The sequence below is a fragment of the Rahnella victoriana genome (genome assembly GCF_021276285.1).
GTDB lineage: Bacteria > Pseudomonadota > Gammaproteobacteria > Enterobacterales > Enterobacteriaceae > Rahnella > Rahnella victoriana.
Map to the genome: position 1 here is coordinate 4,571,329 of NZ_CP089919.1, position 17,116 is coordinate 4,588,444.

16 protein-coding genes are annotated in these 17,116 nt (G+C 50.7%); 8 read left to right on the forward strand and 8 right to left on the reverse strand.

What is annotated here, in order from left to right; all coding sequences use genetic code 11:
• Nucleotides 1–11 precede the first annotated feature (11 nt).
• From rpmI to thrS, 3 genes are all read right to left on the reverse strand, one after another.
• Nucleotides 12–209 carry a 50S ribosomal protein L35 gene (gene rpmI / locus J9880_RS21035; protein WP_013576135.1) on the reverse strand — a complete coding sequence of 66 codons (198 nt, stop codon included), beginning with the start codon at nucleotides 207–209 and terminating at the stop codon, nucleotides 12–14.
• A 95-nt stretch (nucleotides 210–304) separates the two neighbouring features.
• Nucleotides 305–856: a translation initiation factor IF-3 gene (gene infC / locus J9880_RS21040; protein ID WP_013576136.1), complete on the reverse strand. Its 552-nt coding sequence runs from the start codon at nucleotides 854–856 to the stop codon at nucleotides 305–307.
• Between the two features lie 3 nt (nucleotides 857–859).
• Nucleotides 860–2,788 carry a threonine--tRNA ligase gene (gene thrS, locus J9880_RS21045; protein WP_095921433.1) on the reverse strand — a complete coding sequence of 643 codons (1,929 nt, stop codon included), beginning with the start codon at nucleotides 2,786–2,788 and terminating at the stop codon, nucleotides 860–862.
• Between the two features lie 290 nt (nucleotides 2,789–3,078).
• On the opposite strand from thrS, the gene J9880_RS21050 reads away from it, so the two are divergent.
• On the forward strand, nucleotides 3,079–3,759 hold the full coding sequence (locus tag J9880_RS21050) for a MarC family NAAT transporter (RefSeq protein WP_095921432.1): 681 nt from the start codon (nucleotides 3,079–3,081) through the stop codon (nucleotides 3,757–3,759).
• Between the two features lie 23 nt (nucleotides 3,760–3,782).
• On the opposite strand, the gene J9880_RS21055 is transcribed toward J9880_RS21050, so the two are convergent.
• Complete coding sequence (locus tag J9880_RS21055; RefSeq protein WP_408637211.1) at nucleotides 3,783–4,418, reverse strand: transglycosylase SLT domain-containing protein; 636 nt, start codon at nucleotides 4,416–4,418, stop codon at nucleotides 3,783–3,785.
• A gap of 322 nt (nucleotides 4,419–4,740) precedes the next feature.
• Between J9880_RS21055 and J9880_RS21060 the strand changes: the two genes are divergently transcribed.
• Nucleotides 4,741–5,610: a fructosamine kinase family protein gene (locus tag J9880_RS21060; protein ID WP_195816898.1), complete on the forward strand. Its 870-nt coding sequence runs from the start codon at nucleotides 4,741–4,743 to the stop codon at nucleotides 5,608–5,610.
• A 65-nt stretch (nucleotides 5,611–5,675) separates the two neighbouring features.
• Here J9880_RS21060 and J9880_RS21065 read toward each other — a convergent pair whose 3' ends face one another.
• Entirely contained in the window at nucleotides 5,676–6,224 is a 549-nt protein-coding gene (locus J9880_RS21065; RefSeq protein ID WP_119826305.1) for a YniB family protein, read from the reverse strand.
• A 193-nt stretch (nucleotides 6,225–6,417) separates the two neighbouring features.
• Here J9880_RS21065 and hxpB point away from each other — a divergent pair, with 193 nt between their 5' ends.
• From hxpB to J9880_RS21090, 5 genes are all read left to right on the forward strand, one after another.
• A complete protein-coding gene (gene hxpB, locus J9880_RS21070; RefSeq protein ID WP_095921428.1) occupies nucleotides 6,418–7,083 on the forward strand; it encodes a hexitol phosphatase HxpB in 666 nt (221 codons plus the stop codon).
• Between the two features lie 299 nt (nucleotides 7,084–7,382).
• Complete coding sequence (gene kduI, locus J9880_RS21075) at nucleotides 7,383–8,219, forward strand: 5-dehydro-4-deoxy-D-glucuronate isomerase (protein WP_119826307.1); 837 nt, start codon at nucleotides 7,383–7,385, stop codon at nucleotides 8,217–8,219.
• A gap of 76 nt (nucleotides 8,220–8,295) precedes the next feature.
• Nucleotides 8,296–9,057 (forward strand): 2-dehydro-3-deoxy-D-gluconate 5-dehydrogenase KduD, encoded by a 762-nt coding sequence (gene kduD, locus J9880_RS21080; protein WP_195817022.1) that lies wholly within the window; start codon nucleotides 8,296–8,298, stop codon nucleotides 9,055–9,057.
• A gap of 152 nt (nucleotides 9,058–9,209) precedes the next feature.
• The gene (locus J9880_RS21085; protein WP_095921425.1) at nucleotides 9,210–9,767 is read left to right on the forward strand and encodes a metal-dependent hydrolase; all 558 of its coding nucleotides are present in this window, start codon (nucleotides 9,210–9,212) and stop codon (nucleotides 9,765–9,767) included.
• Between the two features lie 188 nt (nucleotides 9,768–9,955).
• Nucleotides 9,956–11,347: an L-cystine transporter gene (locus J9880_RS21090; protein ID WP_119826311.1), complete on the forward strand. Its 1,392-nt coding sequence runs from the start codon at nucleotides 9,956–9,958 to the stop codon at nucleotides 11,345–11,347.
• 72 nt (nucleotides 11,348–11,419) lie between these two features.
• Here J9880_RS21090 and kdgR read toward each other — a convergent pair whose 3' ends face one another.
• Entirely contained in the window at nucleotides 11,420–12,211 is a 792-nt protein-coding gene (kdgR, locus tag J9880_RS21095; RefSeq protein ID WP_119826313.1) for a DNA-binding transcriptional regulator KdgR, read from the reverse strand.
• 239 nt (nucleotides 12,212–12,450) lie between these two features.
• Here kdgR and J9880_RS21100 point away from each other — a divergent pair, with 239 nt between their 5' ends.
• Nucleotides 12,451–13,848, forward strand: a complete 1,398-nt coding sequence (locus tag J9880_RS21100; protein WP_119826315.1) for an MFS transporter — start codon at nucleotides 12,451–12,453, stop codon at nucleotides 13,846–13,848.
• 53 nt (nucleotides 13,849–13,901) lie between these two features.
• On the opposite strand, the gene htpX is transcribed toward J9880_RS21100, so the two are convergent.
• A complete protein-coding gene (htpX, locus tag J9880_RS21105; protein WP_119826317.1) occupies nucleotides 13,902–14,780 on the reverse strand; it encodes a protease HtpX in 879 nt (292 codons plus the stop codon).
• Nucleotides 14,781–15,038: 258 nt separating this feature from the next.
• Nucleotides 15,039–17,111, reverse strand: a complete 2,073-nt coding sequence (gene prc, locus J9880_RS21110) for a carboxy terminal-processing peptidase (protein ID WP_195816897.1) — start codon at nucleotides 17,109–17,111, stop codon at nucleotides 15,039–15,041.
• Nucleotides 17,112–17,116: the final 5 nt, after the last annotated feature.

Sequence of the window (17,116 nt, forward strand, 5' to 3'; positions counted from 1 at the left end):
AAAAAGTGTATTTATGCGTACGGCAGACATGCAGAGACCAGACCCAAATCGTTCTTGGATACCAGGCCTTTTGGACGCAAGTGACGTTTACGCTTAGTAGCTTTTTTGGTCAGAATATGACGCAGGTTTGCGTGCTTACGCTTAAAACCACCGTTGGCGGTTTTTTTGAAGCGTTTAGCGGCGCCGCGTACTGTTTTGATCTTTGGCATTTTAAATTCCACTTCGCATTGTTATTAACATGAATCAGAAAGGCGAATCCAGCATACGCGGTGCGAACACCGCGTAGCAGGATTACTTGGAAGCCTTACTGTTTCTTCTTAGGTGCGAGCACCATGATCATCTGACGACCTTCGATCTTCGTAGGGAAGGATTCGACAACGGCCAGTTCAGAATCTTCACACAGGTCTTTACGGACGCGGTTAAGCACTTCCATACCGATCTGTTGGTGCGCCATTTCACGCCCACGGAAACGCAGGGTGATTTTGGCTTTATCGCCATCTTCCAGAAAGCGAATCAGGTTGCGTAGTTTGACCTGATAGTCGCCATCATCGGTACCAGGTCGGAATTTGATTTCCTTAACCTGAATAACTTTTTGTTTCTTCTTCTGCTCTTTGGTCGACTTGCTCTTCTCGTAGAGGAATTTGCCGTAATCCATGATTCGACAAACTGGCGGCTCGGCATTCGGACTGATTTCTACTAAATCGACGCCCGCTTCCTCAGCTTTTTCAAGAGCTTCATTCAGACTGACAATACCAATCTGCTCGCCATCGACGCCTGTGAGGCGAACTTCTTGCGCGCGAATCTCTTTGTTAATGCGATTAGGACGCGCCGGTTGAACTCGTTTTCCGCCTTTAATACTTTATTCCTCCAGTTGATGAAGACTTCTGCTGCGGATTTCCGCCAGCAGTTTGTCAACGACTTCGCTAACATCCATGCTTCCCAGGTCTTTGCCGCGGCGGGTACGAACAGCAACTTTGCCTGCTTCGACCTCTTTATCGCCACAAACTAACATGTAAGGAACACGGCGTAGCGTGTGTTCGCGAATTTTAAAGCCAATCTTCTCATTTCTCAAGTCGGCTTTAACGCGAATGCCTGCATCTTGCAGTTTTTTAGTTAATTCTTCGACATAGGTAGCTTGTGCATCAGTGATGTTCATGATCACTACCTGAACCGGAGCCATCCAGGTTGGGAAGAAGCCCGCGTATTCTTCAGTCAGAATACCGATGAAGCGCTCCATTGAACCCAGGATAGCACGGTGAATCATTACCGGTACCTGACGGTCGTTGCTTTCGCCAATATAAGAGGCGTTCAAACGACCCGGTAATGAAAAGTCGAGCTGCACGGTACCACACTGCCACGCACGATCCAAACAATCATGCAAGGTAAATTCAATTTTTGGACCGTAGAACGCCCCTTCACCTGGCTGATATTCGAACGGAATGTCGTTTTCAGTCAGCGCAGCGGCCAGGTCATCCTCAGCACGCGTCCACATTTCGTCAGTACCGATGCGCTTCTCAGGACGGGTGGACAATTTCACCACGATCTTTTCAAAGCCAAAAGTGCTGTACATGTCGTACACCATGCGGATACAGCTGTTTACTTCATCACGCACCTGCTCTTCAGTACAGAAGATGTGCGCATCGTCCTGTGTGAAGCCGCGAACACGCATCAGGCCGTGCAATGCGCCGGATGGCTCATTACGGTGACAGCTGCCGAACTCAGCCATACGCAATGGCAGGTCACGGTAGGATTTCAGACCCTGATTGAAGATCTGAACATGGCCCGGACAGTTCATTGGCTTGATGCAATATTCACGGTTCTCAGAAGACGTGGTGAACATCGCTTCTTTGTAGTTTTCCCAGTGACCTGTTTTTTCCCACAGTACACGGTCCATCATGAACGGACCTTTAACTTCCTGATAGTCATAAGACTTCAGTTTCATGCGTACAAAGGCTTCCAGTTCACGGAAGATAGTCCAGCCGTCGTTATGCCAGAACACCATACCCGGCGCTTCTTCCTGCATGTGGTACAGGTCAAGCTGCTTACCGATTTTACGGTGGTCACGTTTACCGGCTTCTTCCAGACGCTGGATGTAAGCATTCAGCTGCTTTTTATCCGCCCACGCAGTGCCGTAAATACGTTGCAGCATTTTGTTGTCGCTGTTGCCACGCCAGTAAGCACCGGAGGTTTTCTGCAGTTTGAAATGATGGCAGAAACGCATGTTCGGTACGTGCGGACCGCGGCACATATCGACGTATTCTTCGTGGTGATACAGACCCGGACGATCATCATGACTGATGTTTTCATCCAGAATCGCCACTTTGTATTCTTCGCCACGGCTTGCAAAGGTATCGCGTGCTTCCTGCCAGCTGACTTTCTTTTTAATGACGTCGTAATTCTTTTCAGCCAGTTCGTGCATGCGCTTTTCAAGCAGTTCGATATCTTCCTGAGTCAGCGTGCGATCTAAATCGACGTCGTAATAGAAGCCATTATCGATAACCGGGCCGATCGCCATTTTGGTGTCTGGCCACAGTTGTTTAATGGCATGACCCAAAAGGTGCGCACAGGAGTGACGCAAAATTTCAAGACCGGCTTCGTCTTTCGCGGTGATGATCGCCAGTTGTGCATCCACCTCAATGAGGTCGGTAGCATCAACAAGTTCGCCGTTAACACGTCCGGCGATACAGGCTTTCGCCAGACCAGGACCGATATCAAGGGCAACATCAAGAGGAGAAACGGGGCGATCAAAAACGCGCTGGCTTCCATCAGGAAGAGTAATGACAGGCATGCTAATTCCTTAATCTACAGTGGTGCCCCACACGACAGAGCACATCTAGAAAAATATTTGAGTTTAAATTCACGTAGTTATTCACGCTATTTAGCTTTACCTTGCCAAATATAGACACCCTGTATACATCAGAGAATTGTACCGGGATGCGACGTGAAAACAGGCGATGAGTTTACCATTCGTAAAGTGCGAATTTCCAGCAACCTGTGTTGCTAAACGCGGATATTTTTCGTGTAATCCCCCCGGACACGTTAAGGTAATCAGGGCAGCATTTAAAAAAAGGGAAGGATATGACAGAAGTCAGGCAATTATTTGAGGCACTTGGATTAGGTCTGGTGGTGCTGCTTCCGCTGGCAAATCCCCTGACCACCGTAGCCCTGATGCTCGGTCTTTCAGGGAATATGACGACACAGGAAAGAAACCATCAGTCGCTGATGGCCTCTGTGTATGTCTTCATCATCATGATGGTGGCCTACTACGCCGGCCAGGTGGTGATGAACACGTTCGGGATTTCCATTCCCGGCCTGCGCATCGCGGGCGGTCTGATCGTTACGTTTATCGGTTTCAGAATGCTTTTCCCGCAGCCTCATGTGGAAGAGAAAGTCATGATCGAAAACAAAACGGCGGAAATGAAGAAACAGGATTCACCGAACATTGCGTTTGTCCCTCTTGCCATGCCAAGCACAGCGGGACCGGGCACCATTGCCATGATCATCAGCAGCGCCTCAACGGTCAGAACGTCTGATTTCCCCGGCTGGATCATTACGGTCGCGCCAGTGATGATTTTCTTTTTGGTCGGTTTGATTTTATGGATTTCCCTGCGCAGTTCGGGTGCCATTATGCGACTGGTGGGGAAAAGCGGGATTGAAGCGATTTCGCGTCTGATGGGATTTTTGCTGGTGTGTATGGGCGTTCAGTTCGTGATCAACGGCATTATTGAGATTATTAAAAACTTTCCGCCAGCAGCCTGAGCCGCTGGCGAAAAACTCAATGCTTACCGCATCGCGAGGTAGGCATTGTTCACTTTCCACAGATAACGTGGAGCCTGAGGTGCCGGGTGTTTTTTCTGCACATGGTCAGAAAACTCAGCTGGCGTCATCAGATTGATTTTCGCAATCGCATAAGTCTTGTCTTTATCGAACGTTCTCAGCAGTGCCCCTGCCCCGTTCACATACGCCAGCGTGGTGGCATAACGACGGGTTTCCGGGTTGTTAATACCCGCCAGCTGCTGTTGTAAAATACTCAGGTAGGCCGTCCCCAGGTCAATATTTACCGCCGGATCTTTTAAATCATGCGGTGTCGGCTGACCATAACGTCCTTTCATCCGGTAGGCATCGCGTCCTGCCGTTGAGGCCTTTAGCTGCATTAACCCAATCGCATTCGATTTACTGACAACGGTTGGGTTATATCCAGATTCGACCTGAATGATTGCTTTAACAAGTGTTTCGTCGACGCCGTAAGTATTTGCCGCCTGATGAATAACATCACCATAAGGCCCCGGATGCATTAATGAAGTTTCCCGCTGAGGTGGCGGCGATGGATTCAGAAAATGCGTACTTTGAACCGGTGTTTCTTTAGCGCAACCCGCCAACAATAGCGCGGCCATCAAATAAAGAATGTTTGGTTTCACGTTATCTCTCTCGCGACTGGGACGAGATGTAGCATATACATCTTCTTCCCACACCTGAATATATTTTTAGTCTATTATTATTATTGTTTTGTTAAACAAGGGGGTTAGGAACATGTCGATAAGACAATTCCGGTTATAAAACCCGTTTGATGTCACATATTCCTAAATTAAGTGATTCACTGATTACACTTTCTATTTCGTCATTCCCAAAAATGCATAAATTAACATCATCATCTGATTCAGCCGTGCGCCGGATCGGGTTTTCGAAGCAGAAAAAACGCTAACTTAATGAATTATCGGGCCAGTCAGAAGGGGTAATACCATGTGGCAAGCCGTCAATCGTTTGTTGAGTGAACACCTTGGCAGTGCTGAAATCCGCGAACGTGTTGAGCTGCCCGGAGGGGAAATCCATCCGGCATGGCGGCTGAGCTACGGCGACAGAGACGTATTTGTAAAATGCAATGCGCGCGAAATGCTGCCTATCTTTGCGGCGGAAGCCGATCAGCTCGCCCTGCTCGCCCGCAGTCAGACCGTCAGGGTGCCGGAAGTGTATGGCGTGGGGAGCGATCGCGATTACAGTTTTCTGCTTCTCGAATACATCCCGCTGAAACCTCTCGATGCACATAATGCTTTCGTATTAGGCCAGCAACTGGCCGCGCTGCATCAGTGGAGTGAGCAACTGCAATTCGGTCTGGATTTTGATAATGAACTGGCAACGCTTGTGCAACCCAACAGCTGGCAACGCCGCTGGGCCACGTTCTTCGCCGAGCAGCGCATTGGCTGGCAGCTGCAGCTGGCGGCGGAAAAAGGCATGACGTTCGGCAGCATTGAAGATATCACCGCCATGGTTCATGCCCGACTGCAAAACCATCAGCCCCAGCCTTCACTTTTGCACGGCGATTTGTGGCCACATAACTGCGGATTATCCGGGGAGGGGCCGGTCATTTTCGACCCGGCGTGTTACTGGGGTGATCGGGAATGTGATCTGGCGATGCTGCCGTTATATCCCAATGTCCCCCCGCAATTATATGACGGTTATCAGAGTAAAACGCCGCTCCCTGATGACTTCATTTCGCGGCAAGCGGTCTACCAGTTATATTATTTGCTTAACCGCAGTAATTTATTTGGAGGTCAGCATCTTGTCGTCGCGCAACGCGCAGTGGAGAGACTGTTGCACGAAGATATCAGTTAGCCGAAAGGAGGCTTTCGCGATAAGACAAATAAGGCCAGAACATATCAATATTCTGGCCTTATTGATCAGGCGATTAAACCTAATAATTTCAGAATGAAATAGCCAATGACCGCAATGATAATCGGCAAAATATAGAGCGGAAAATACTGCACCAGAATGGTGTGTCGCGGTATCACAATACGTTCTTCAATTTGCGGACGGGTACGCCCTTCCGTGCCTTTCGCCTGCTCCAGGATCAGCTGATCCTGAATACCTTCACGGATGTGTTTCACCTGACGGGACATTCTCGCGCCAGACGCCTGCAACGCCAGCCCCACAAAAATCAGCCAGTAAATAATGAAAAACATGATGTTGGCGGTAGTAACGCCCTGGCCTAAAGCCGGCACCGGTGAGTTGTACCAAAAGACATTGAGAAACGAAGTATTAAATTTGACCATATCCACCATCACATGGACGAAATCCAGCATGACGGCGTTGATGCCCTGTTCGGTTTTAGTATGCTCATTGATAAAAGTCAGCAATGAAATCAGCGTAGAAAGCAGCGCAGGGATAAAAATGATCCATCCTGCAATTCGTTTAATCACTGCCACACGTCCGGCTTGTTGGTACGTCATGAATTCCCCTTGTTAGGATGCCTGAAGCAACTGCTAAGTTTACCCACAGAAAGGTTTTCCCGCCCAATGTTTTAATCAGTTAGCGTACCGGTATCCCCACAACAGGCAACGCGCCCCCGTTCACAACGGGTTTCACCTGCCTGACAGCCAGTGGTAGAGTGGGTTTCAATTTATTGTAAGGGAGTCCGCTTTCATGGCTTATGTCCGCCCTGTTAATGCAGCAATTTTTGATATGGATGGTCTGTTAATTGATTCTGAACGGTTATGGGTTCAGGCCGAACTGGATGTTTTCAGTAGTCTGGGCGTGGATATTTCCCAGCGACATTTGTTACCGGATACGCTGGGTTTGCGCATCGATCAGGTGGTCAGGATGTGGTATCAGGCGCTGCCGTGGCAGGGGCCGGGTCTTGAGGAGGTCTCTTCACGGATCATTGCCCGGACCATTGAACTGGTGGAACAAACCCGACCTCTGCTGCCGGGTGTGAACCATGCCCTTGAGCTTTGCCGTGATCAGGGGCTGAAGATTGGTCTCGCTTCTGCTTCACCACTTTATATGCTCGATACCGTGCTGGAAATGTTTAACCTGCAATCCTATTTTCAGGTCCGCGTTTCTGCCGAGAATCTGCCGTACAGCAAGCCTCATCCGGAAGTCTATCTGCTCGCAGCCGGGCAATTGCAGGTTGATCCTCTGAACTGCGTTACGCTGGAAGATTCCTTTAATGGCATGATCGCCACCAAAGCCGCGCGCATGCGTTCGGTGGTGGTGCCTGACCATGAATACAGCGCCGATCCCCGCTGGGCACTGGCCGATGTCAAACTGTCTTCTCTCGAAGAATTGCGTCCGGCGCATATCAGTTGAATGGAATGCGCAGCAGCGGGCGTTGCTGCGCACCTTCCGCACTTTCCTTCCCGTTCCTCACGCATTTCCCCTGCCATCATTTTCCAGGCGACGTTTAATTTCGTAAAGCTTGAACTGACTCATAAAATAAATAAAACGTTATTTCATTTTTATTGAATTCATATGCCAATGAACCTATGATTCCTGCAACAAGGACGAGCCGGGAGCTCTCCTGCTTCTGTACGCTGTCACTGCCACGCAACGGTCAGACTAGCCCGGTAAGTCCTCCTTAATATTGTCAATCTATGAGAGGCACCGACATGCAAGTTCGTCAAAGCATCCACAGCGACCACGCTAAAACGCTTGATACCGCTGAATTACGCCGTGAATTTCTCATTGAGAAAATCTTTGAAAAAAATGCCTACACCATGACCTACAGCCACATTGACCGCATTATTGTCGGCGGTGTCATGCCTGCTGAAAAAACGGTCACCGTCGGTGATGAAGTCGGTAAGCAACTCGGTGTGAGCTATTTTCTGGAACGGCGTGAGCTGGGCGTCATTAATATTGGCGGACCGGGCCTGATTGTGGTTGATGGCACAACCTATGAAATCGGTCATGAAGAAGCGTTGTATGTCGGTAAAGGGGCGAAACAGGTCGAATTCAGCAGTGTGGATGCGGCCAAACCGGCGAAGTTCTATTACAACAGCGCCCCGGCGCATACTACTTTCCCGAACAAAAAAATCACCCTGGCGGAAGCCTCTCCGCAAACTATCGGCGACGCTGCGACCAGCAACCGCCGGACCATCAATAAATTCATCGTGCCTGACGTGCTGGAAACCTGCCAGCTGACCATGGGGCTGACCAAACTGGAAGAAGGCAGCCTGTGGAACACCATGCCTTGCCATACCCATGAACGCCGTATGGAAGTGTATTTCTACTTCAATATGGAAGCGGAAACAGCAGTGTTCCACATGATGGGGCAACCACAGGAAACCCGTCACTTGCTGGTGCATAACGAACAGGCTGTTATCTCCCCAAGCTGGTCGATTCATGCTGGCGTGGGCACGAAAAACTATACCTTTATCTGGGGTATGGTCGGTGAAAATCAGGTATTCGACGACATGGATCACGTCAAAGTCAGCGAACTGCGCTAACCCCCCGCGCTCTGCCTTAACCGGCAGAGCGACTCATCTTTATGGCGAATGTGCCGTGGCAAAAGAGACTCTGAATATGATCCTCAATTCCTTTGAATTAAGCGGCAAAGTCGCCATCGTAACCGGATGCAATACCGGACTGGGTCAGGGCATGGCGCTCGGCCTTGCGCAGGCGGGATGTGATATCGTCGGCGTTAACGTCTCCGCACCGGAAGACACCGAAAAGAAAGTCACCGCGCTGGGCCGTCGTTTTCTCGACCTGCGGGCGGATTTGAGCAGTATCAACGGCATTCCTGATCTGATTGATAAAGCGGTCGGGGAATTTGGTCATATCGATATTCTGATTAATAACGCCGGGATTATCCGACGTGAAGATGCCATCGAATTCAGTGAGAAAAACTGGGACGATGTGATGAATGTGAACAGCAAAACGTTGTTCTTTATGTCACAGGCCGTGGCGAAACAATTCATCAAACAGGGCAATGGCGGCAAAATCATCAATATCGCTTCCATGTTGTCCTATCAGGGCGGGATCCGCGTGCCCTCCTATACCGCATCCAAAAGCGCCGTCATGGGTCTGACTCGACTGATGGCCAATGAATGGGCGAAGCACAACGTGAATGTGAATGCGATTGCTCCGGGATACATGGCCACGAATAACACCGAGCAGTTACGTGCTGATGAAGATCGCAGCAAAGAAATCCTCGACAGGATCCCGGCCGGACGCTGGGGATTGCCGGAAGATGTCATGGGGCCGGTGGTCTTCCTGGCGTCAAAAGCGTCGGATTACGTGAATGGCTACACTATTGCTGTCGATGGCGGATGGCTGGCACGGTAGCAACAAGATAAGTGACATGATTAAGGCGTATTTATATACGCCTTTTTCTTTTTTATCATGCCGTTGACAATTAGTTACAGGGTCGCTCTTCCAAGATTGTGACAGTTTCACTTATACTGGATAAAATAACAGTTATCCAGTTCGGACGCGTCATGACGGCGGAAGGCCATCTCATTTTCTCAATAGCCTGTGCAGTATTTGCTAAAAAGGCACAGCTTTCTCCCGAACTGGCGCATGGTGACTGGTGGCACATCATTCCAGGGTCTTTGCTCACCTGTCTGTTACCTGATATCGACCATCCGAAATCCGTACTGGGTCAGCGACTCAAATGGCTTTCCACACCTATCGCCCGCGCTTTCGGTCACCGCGGATTTACCCACAGTTTGCTGGCAGTGGCAGGCGGTATTTTCCTGCTGCGTACCCATTTCCCCCAGGACTGGGTGATCCCAGCCGATGCATTCCACGCCATGATCATAGGGTATCTGAGTCACATTCTGGCTGATATGCTGACGCCTGCAGGTGTACCGCTGCTCTGGCCTTGCCGCTGGCGTTTCCGTTTACCGCTGATTAACAGCCAGAAAGGCAACCAGCTGGAAAGAACACTCTGCTTATTGCTGGTCGGTTTAACGCTTTTCTGGCCAGACTGGACGCCCATCATTGGTGCAATTAATCCGGACTTTTTTAATCACATTCTAAAACTGTTCATCTGATGTGAACAAAATACGCCCGCATTGAATGTAATTAATACAAATACCACCAAAAAGTTATAATGAATTCCTTTTGGATATAAATACTCAGGCTCCCAAACTGATATTCTTCACCGCATTGCTTTGGGATGGTGCAATCCTTTCCGGAAACACCCGTTTCGTTTATCAAAATTATAAGACTGGAGTCTGGTATGAATCTTCCGCTCGTTCTAAACGTAGTGGCTTTCGTGGTGCTGCTGTTGCTGCTGGCGCAAACCCGCCATAAGCAATGGAGCCTGGCAAAAAAAGTCCTTCTGGGTCTGGCGATGGGCGTCGTCTTTGGCCTGGCATTACAGCTGATTTACGGTTCAGATGACCCGGTTCTGAAAACCTCAATCACATGGTTCAATATTGTCGGTAATGGCTACGTTCAGTTGCTGCAAATGATCGTCATGCCGCTGGTTTTCGTGTCGATTCTGAGTGCAGTAGCGAAACTGCATAACGCGTCGTCTCTGGGCAAAATCAGCTTCCTGACCATCGGCACCCTGCTGTTTACTACGCTGATTGCCTCTCTGGTGGGTATCTTCGTCACCGGTCTGTTCGGCCTGACCGCTGACGGGCTGGTACAAGGTACGCAGGAAACGGCACGACTGACCGCGATTCAGTCCAACTATGTCGGCAAAGTGGCTGACCTGAGCGTTCCTCAGCTGATCCTTTCCTTTATTCCTAAGAACCCGTTTGCTGATCTGACCGGCGCAAGCCCGACGTCAATCATCAGCGTGGTAATTTTTGCTGCTTTTGTGGGTGTCGCTGCCCTGCAACTGGTAAAAGACGATGCTGAAAAAGGCCCGCGTGTTCTGGCCTTCATTGATACCCTTCAGGCCTGGGTGATGAAGCTGGTACGTCTGGTCATGAAACTGACCCCGTACGGCGTGCTGGCGCTGATGACAAAAGTGGTCGCAGGTTCGAACATTCAGGACATCATTAAGCTCGGCAGCTTCGTTGTCGCGTCTTACCTGGGTCTGGCGATTATGTTTGTCATTCACGCAGTGCTGTTGTCTTTCACTGGTGTGAACCCGGCGAAATTCTTCCGTAAAGTCTGGCCGGTGCTGACCTTTGCGTTCACCAGTCGTTCCAGTGCCGCAACGATCCCGCTGAGCGTGGAAGCGCAGACTCGTCGTCTGGGTATTCCGGAATCTATCGCCAGCTTTGCGGCCTCTTTCGGCGCAACAATTGGTCAGAATGGTTGTGCGGGTCTGTATCCGACGATGCTGGCGGTGATGGTTGCGCCGACGGTGGGCATTAACCCGTTTGATCCGGTGTGGATTGCTACCTTAGTGGGTATCGTTACCCTGAGCTCTGCCGGCGTTGCGGGTGTGGGCGGTGGCGCAACCTTCGCCGCGCTGATCGTTCTGCCTGCTATGGGGCTGCCGGTGACATTGGTTGCCCTGCTGATTTCGGTAGAGCCGCTGATTGATATGGGCCGTACTGCGCTGAATGTCAGCGGTTCAATGACTGCCGGGACGATCACCAGCCAGTTACTGAAACAAACCGACAAAACCGTGATGGATTCTGATGAAACGGCTGAGCTGGCTCACCGTTAAGTCCGGACCGCGATAAATAAAAAACCGAAGCCACTGGCTTCGGTTTTTTTATATCTGAAACGGCCGTTTTATTCAGAACGGATAATCGTGAAAACCGATTTGCTCTGAAATATTCCGTGCGGCGGTATGCAGCATTTCCACGTAGTGACTTTTGCTTTCTTCGGAGAAACGAATGGTCGGGAACGAAATGCTCAGACCGGCAATCACCACGCCAAAGCGGTCGAATACCGGCACCGCAATGCAACGCAGTCCCTGCTCCTGCTCTTCATTATCTTCACCGTAACCCTGCGCACGCACCTGATCCAACGCTGTCTGTAAATCGGCGGCATTCATGATGGTGTTTTCAGTGCTGCGGGTGAACTCAATTTCCTGCAACAACGCACTGACTTCCGCTTTATCGCCCCAGGCCAGCAGCACTTTACCAATCGCGGTGGTATGCAACGGGTTGCGGCGACCGATACGCGAGTGCATGCGTAAGTTGTACATGGAATCGATTTTATGAATGTAGACAATCCCGTCTTCATCCAGCGCACCCAGGTGGATCGTTTCGCGGGTCAGGCGGGACAGTTCGCGCATCTGAATATCGGCACTGCGGATCAGATCGACGTTTTGCAGCGCCCTGGCTCCCAGTTCGAACAACTTCAGCGTCAGGGAATATTTCTCTGACTCCCCTTCCTGTGCCACATAACCCAGCGACTTCATCGTCTGCAGAAAACGGTACACCGTGCTTTTAGACATCATTACGCGCTGAGAAAGTTCTGTAATACCAATCTCACGCTCTTCGCCCAGTGCCTGTAAAATACCGAACACTTTCAGGACAGAGGAAACGGAATCGGGTTGCTTATCAAGATCTGCGATAGCCATAGGGTGAGTTACCTGCTCGCGTTAGTTTTGTTTCAAAAAAAATAGAACGTGGTTTTTATTATAGTGGCAAGCATCGCTGAGAAGCAATCAACCCATTGATTGAGAATGTAAGAACTGTTAAGCCAGTTTCATTCCTGCGAGAGAGATAAAAAATTCATTTCATCATGTGACAATTGTCACTTTAGGTTGATTAGCGTAGTAATATTCCCCTCACTGATGACTACGTACTGACATAACTCATGACTTCAACACCGACTGACGGACTTCCTATACCGCAACGATACGGTGCCATTCTGGCGATTGCGCTGGGTATCACCGTTTCCGTACTGGATGGCGCGATCGCGAACGTGGCGCTGCCGACGATTGCCAATGATTTCCATGCCAGCCCGGCAACCTCCATCTGGGTAGTGAACGCCTATCAGTTGGCGATCACCATCTCGCTGCTTTCACTGGCTTCGCTCGGTGACATATTCGGCTACCGGCGGATTTACCAGACCGGTTTACTGGTGTTCAGTATTACCTCTCTGTTCTGCGCCCTGTCGGATTCCCTGATGACGCTGACCGTAGCCCGCGTGTTACAGGGTTTCGGGGCGGCGGCGATCATGAGCGTGAATACGGCGCTGATACGCATTATTTACCCGCAACGTTTCCTGGGTCGCGGTGTCGGCATCAACGCGCTGATTGTGGCAGTCTCTGCGGCGGCAGGTCCGACAATTGCGGCCGGTATTCTGTCCGTTGCCTCATGGCAATGGCTGTTCGCCATTAATGTCCCTATCGGTATTGTGGCGCTGATCCTTGGCCTGAAGTTTTTACCCGCTAACTCGACGCGCAGTCAGGGACAACGCTTTGATATTGTCAGCAGCGTGATGAATGCCCTGACGTTCGGCCTGCTGATCAGCGCCATCAGCGGCTTTGCACAAGGCCAGAACCACCTGCTGATACTGGGTGAAGTGATTGCCCTGCTGGTCATCGGCTGGTTCTTCGTGCGCCGGCAGCTTTCGCAGCCCTTCCCGTTGCTGCCGATCGATTTGTTGCGCATCCCGATTTTCAGCATGTCTCTGGGAACCTCGCTGTGTTCTTTCAGTGCTCAGATGCTGGCCTTCGTTTCGCTGCCCTTCTTCCTGCAAAATACGCTGGGACTGAATTCCGTAGATACCGGACTTCTGCTGACGCCGTGGCCGCTGGCAACCATGGTGATGGCCCCGATCGCGGGACGTCTGGTCGAGCGTTTCCATCCGGGAATGCTCGGTGGCATTGGTCTGGTGGTCTTTTCCTTCGGCCTCTTTTCCCTGTCGTTACTGCCGCCGGAACCTTCGCATCTGAATATCATCTGGCGCATGCTGTTGTGCGGCGCAGGCTTCGGCTTATTCCAGTCGCCAAACAACCATACGATCATCAGTTCAGCCCCGCGCAACCGCAGTGGCGGCGCGAGCGGACTGCTGGGCACCGCCCGTCTTTTAGGTCAGACAACCGGTGCGGCGATGGTGGCACTGATGTTTAACCTGTTCCCGCAGCACGGCACCCACGCCTCGCTGATCCTTGCCGGCACGCTGGCGGGGACCGGAGCATTAGTCAGTTTGCTGAGGATGACCCAGAAGACCAGCAGTCAGAAAGAGGCTGAAAACCTGAAATCCTGATATGAAAAAGCCCGGCAAAATAGCCGGGCTTTTGTGTGTATCGCACAAGCGAATTACTTAATGTAAGCACCACTGCGCAGCGCTTCGATACGTTTATCCAGCGGCGGGTGAGACATAAACAGCTCGCTGAATGATTTCGATTTGCCGTTGATGCAAAACGCCATCATGCTGCCCGCTTCCTGCGGTTCATGGCTGGTTTTCAGGCGCTGCAACGCAGCAATCATTTTCTCACGGCCCACCAGTTTTGCTGAACCCGCATCCGCATGGAACTCACGGTGACGCGAGAACCACATCGTAATGATGCTGGCGAGGATACCGAAAACCAGTTCCAGCACGGTCGCTACAGCAAAATAAATCATCGGGTTACCGTTACTTTCTTCGCCATCACGGTTACCGGAAAGGAACCCGGAAGCCACCTGCGCAATAATACGTGAAATGAAAATCACGAAGGTGTTCACGATGCCCTGAATCAGCGTCATCGTCACCATATCGCCGTTAGCAATATGGCTGATTTCGTGGGCGATAACCGCCTCGGCTTCATCCTGACTCATGCTTTGCAGCAAACCGGTACTGACGGCCACCAGTGAGGCGTCGCGGCGCGCGCCCGTGGCGAACGCATTAATATCGGGTGCGTGGTAAATCGCCACCTGCGGCATCGCAATACCTGCCTGCTGAGACTGGCGACGTACGGTGTTCATCAACCAGCGCTCAGTTTCATTACGCGGCTGCTCAATGACTTCACCACCCACTGAGCGTAACGCCATCCATTTCGACATCAGCAATGAAACAATTGCACCACCGAAGCCAAACAGCCCGGCCATGATCATCAGCCCCGGCACGCTGCTGTGCTGAATGCCAGTCAGGCTAAGCACCAGCCCGAATACCAGCATAACGGCCAGGTTAGTCAGCAGGAACAACGCTATACGCATCATAAAATTTTACTTCCTCATTGTTACTTCGTTGTTATTAGCAGAGTCATACCACCGGCACATAGCACGCACGGTTGTACTGATCCTATGGGCTTCTTATCAGGATTCAAGAGCCCATGCGTTCTGAAGGCCTTAATTCACAATACTTTACATTTTGAAGTGTTTGATTTCACAGACAGGCCTGAAATATCGACAATCCCCCTAAATTCAGGACAAAAAAAAGCGCACCGGAGTGCGCTTTCAGTGTGACTTTCACAAGGATTATTTCGCCGGGGCCTGATCAGCCTGAGACTTTTCCAGCTTGCCGAGATCGACAGCAATATGGTCAGCTTCATCAAGGTAAGGATCCGGAGCAACGTAATCTTTCGGCAGATCGTCGAGAGATTTCAGTGGCTTCTTGCCTTCACGCTTGAAGCGTTCATTCAGGCGATTAAGACGCAGTGCATCATCTTCTTTATCTTCTTTATCACGTTGCATGTAATTAAGAGAAGCGATGTTACGTTTGTCTTTCAGCGCCTTGTAACGGGCGATATCTTCCTGGATGTACTGGAATTCAGGATCTTGCGCAATACGGGCTTCGTGCGCTTTCAACAGTTCAGGCAGGAACGGTTTCATGTCGCCTAATCTGGTGTAAGTGGCCGCGTTAATGCTATCCCACGGAAGGGCGTTATCTTCGAACTTCTCGCCGGTTTCAATCGATTCGATACCGGTTGGCATCAGGATATCAGGCGTTACGCCTTTACGCTGAGTACTGCCACCGTTGATACGATAGAACTTCTGGATAGTGTATTGCACAGAACCGAGAGCAGGCCACTCAGGACGCAGCATCTGGTCGTAAATACGGTTCAGTGAGCGGTACTGCTGAACGGTACCTTTCCCGAAGGTCGGTTCACCGACAATCAGCGCACGGCCATAATCCTGCATGGCTGCGGCAAAGATTTCAGATGCAGAGGCACTGAAACGGTCAACCAACACCACCAGCGGGCCTTTGTAATAAACGACACCATCGGTATCGCTGTCCTGACGGATGCGGCCGTTGTTGTCACGAACCTGAACCACCGGACCACTTGGGATAAACAGACCAGACAGAGAAACCGCTTCTGTCAGTGCGCCACCGCCGTTGGTCCGCAGATCGATAACCAGACTGTTAACGTTCTGCTTGGCCATTTTCTGCAACTGAACTTTGACGTCATCGGTCAGACCGACATAGAAGCCAGGAATGTCCATCACTGCAACTTTCTGGGCACCTACATTTTTAATGGTCATCTTGACGGCGCGGTCTTCCAGACGAATCTTCTCGCGGGTCAGCGTAATCACATGGTTCTTGGCATTTTTACCCGCGGGCAAGATCTGCAAGCGGACTTTACTGCCTTTCGGCCCTTTGATTAACGCCACCACATCGTCGAGACGCCAGCCAATCACATCAACAATAGGGGTCTGCTTGCCAGCCTGAACCTGGCCGACGCCGACAATACGATCACCCACTGCAATGGCTTTGCTTTTGGCCGCCGGGCCGCCAGCTACCATCGAGTTGATAACGGTATAATCGTCGTCACCCTGCAGGACCGCACCAATACCTTCCAGAGACAGGCTCATTTCGGTATTAAACTGCTCAGTGCTGCGCGGGGAAAGATAGTTCGTGTGCGGGTCAATTTCATGCGCGAAGGCATTCATGACCAGCTGGAAAACATCTTCGCTGTTGCTTTGTGTCAGGCGCTTCATCGCAAAATGATAACGCTTGGACAGCACATCACGAATTTCCTGATCGTTTTTGCCGGTCAGTTTGAGGTTCAGCTCGTCATATTTGACTTTCGCATCCCACAATTTATCCAGCTCAGCGCGGTCTTTCGGCCACGGTGATTTACTGCGATCAAGTTCAATGGTGTCATTGCCGGTGAAATCCATCGGGCGCTCAAGCACTTTCAACGCATAATCATAGCGTTCAAAGCGGCGTTTCTGCGCCAGATTGAATAAGGCATAAGGTGTGGTTAACTGACCGGATTTCAGTTCCTCCCCCAACGTGGCACGTTTATCAGTAAATTGTGCAACATCGGAAGCCATTAATACGTTATGGCCATAATCGAGCATGTTGAGGTAACGGTCGAAGATTTTCGCTGAGAAATCTGCATTAAGGTCGAACTGACGATAATGCGAACGGGTAAAACGAGCAGTGACACGCTCGCTCACCGTTGCATCCTGCGGATCTTGCGTTAAGTCAGGAAGTTGAGCGAGAGTCACCGGTGTACCCTCATTCGCTGCAAAGCTGGTATTCACCAGCCCTGCTCCCGCCATTAACAGACCCGCAATAACGCTTAATCTGACAAATTTGTTCATGCCTG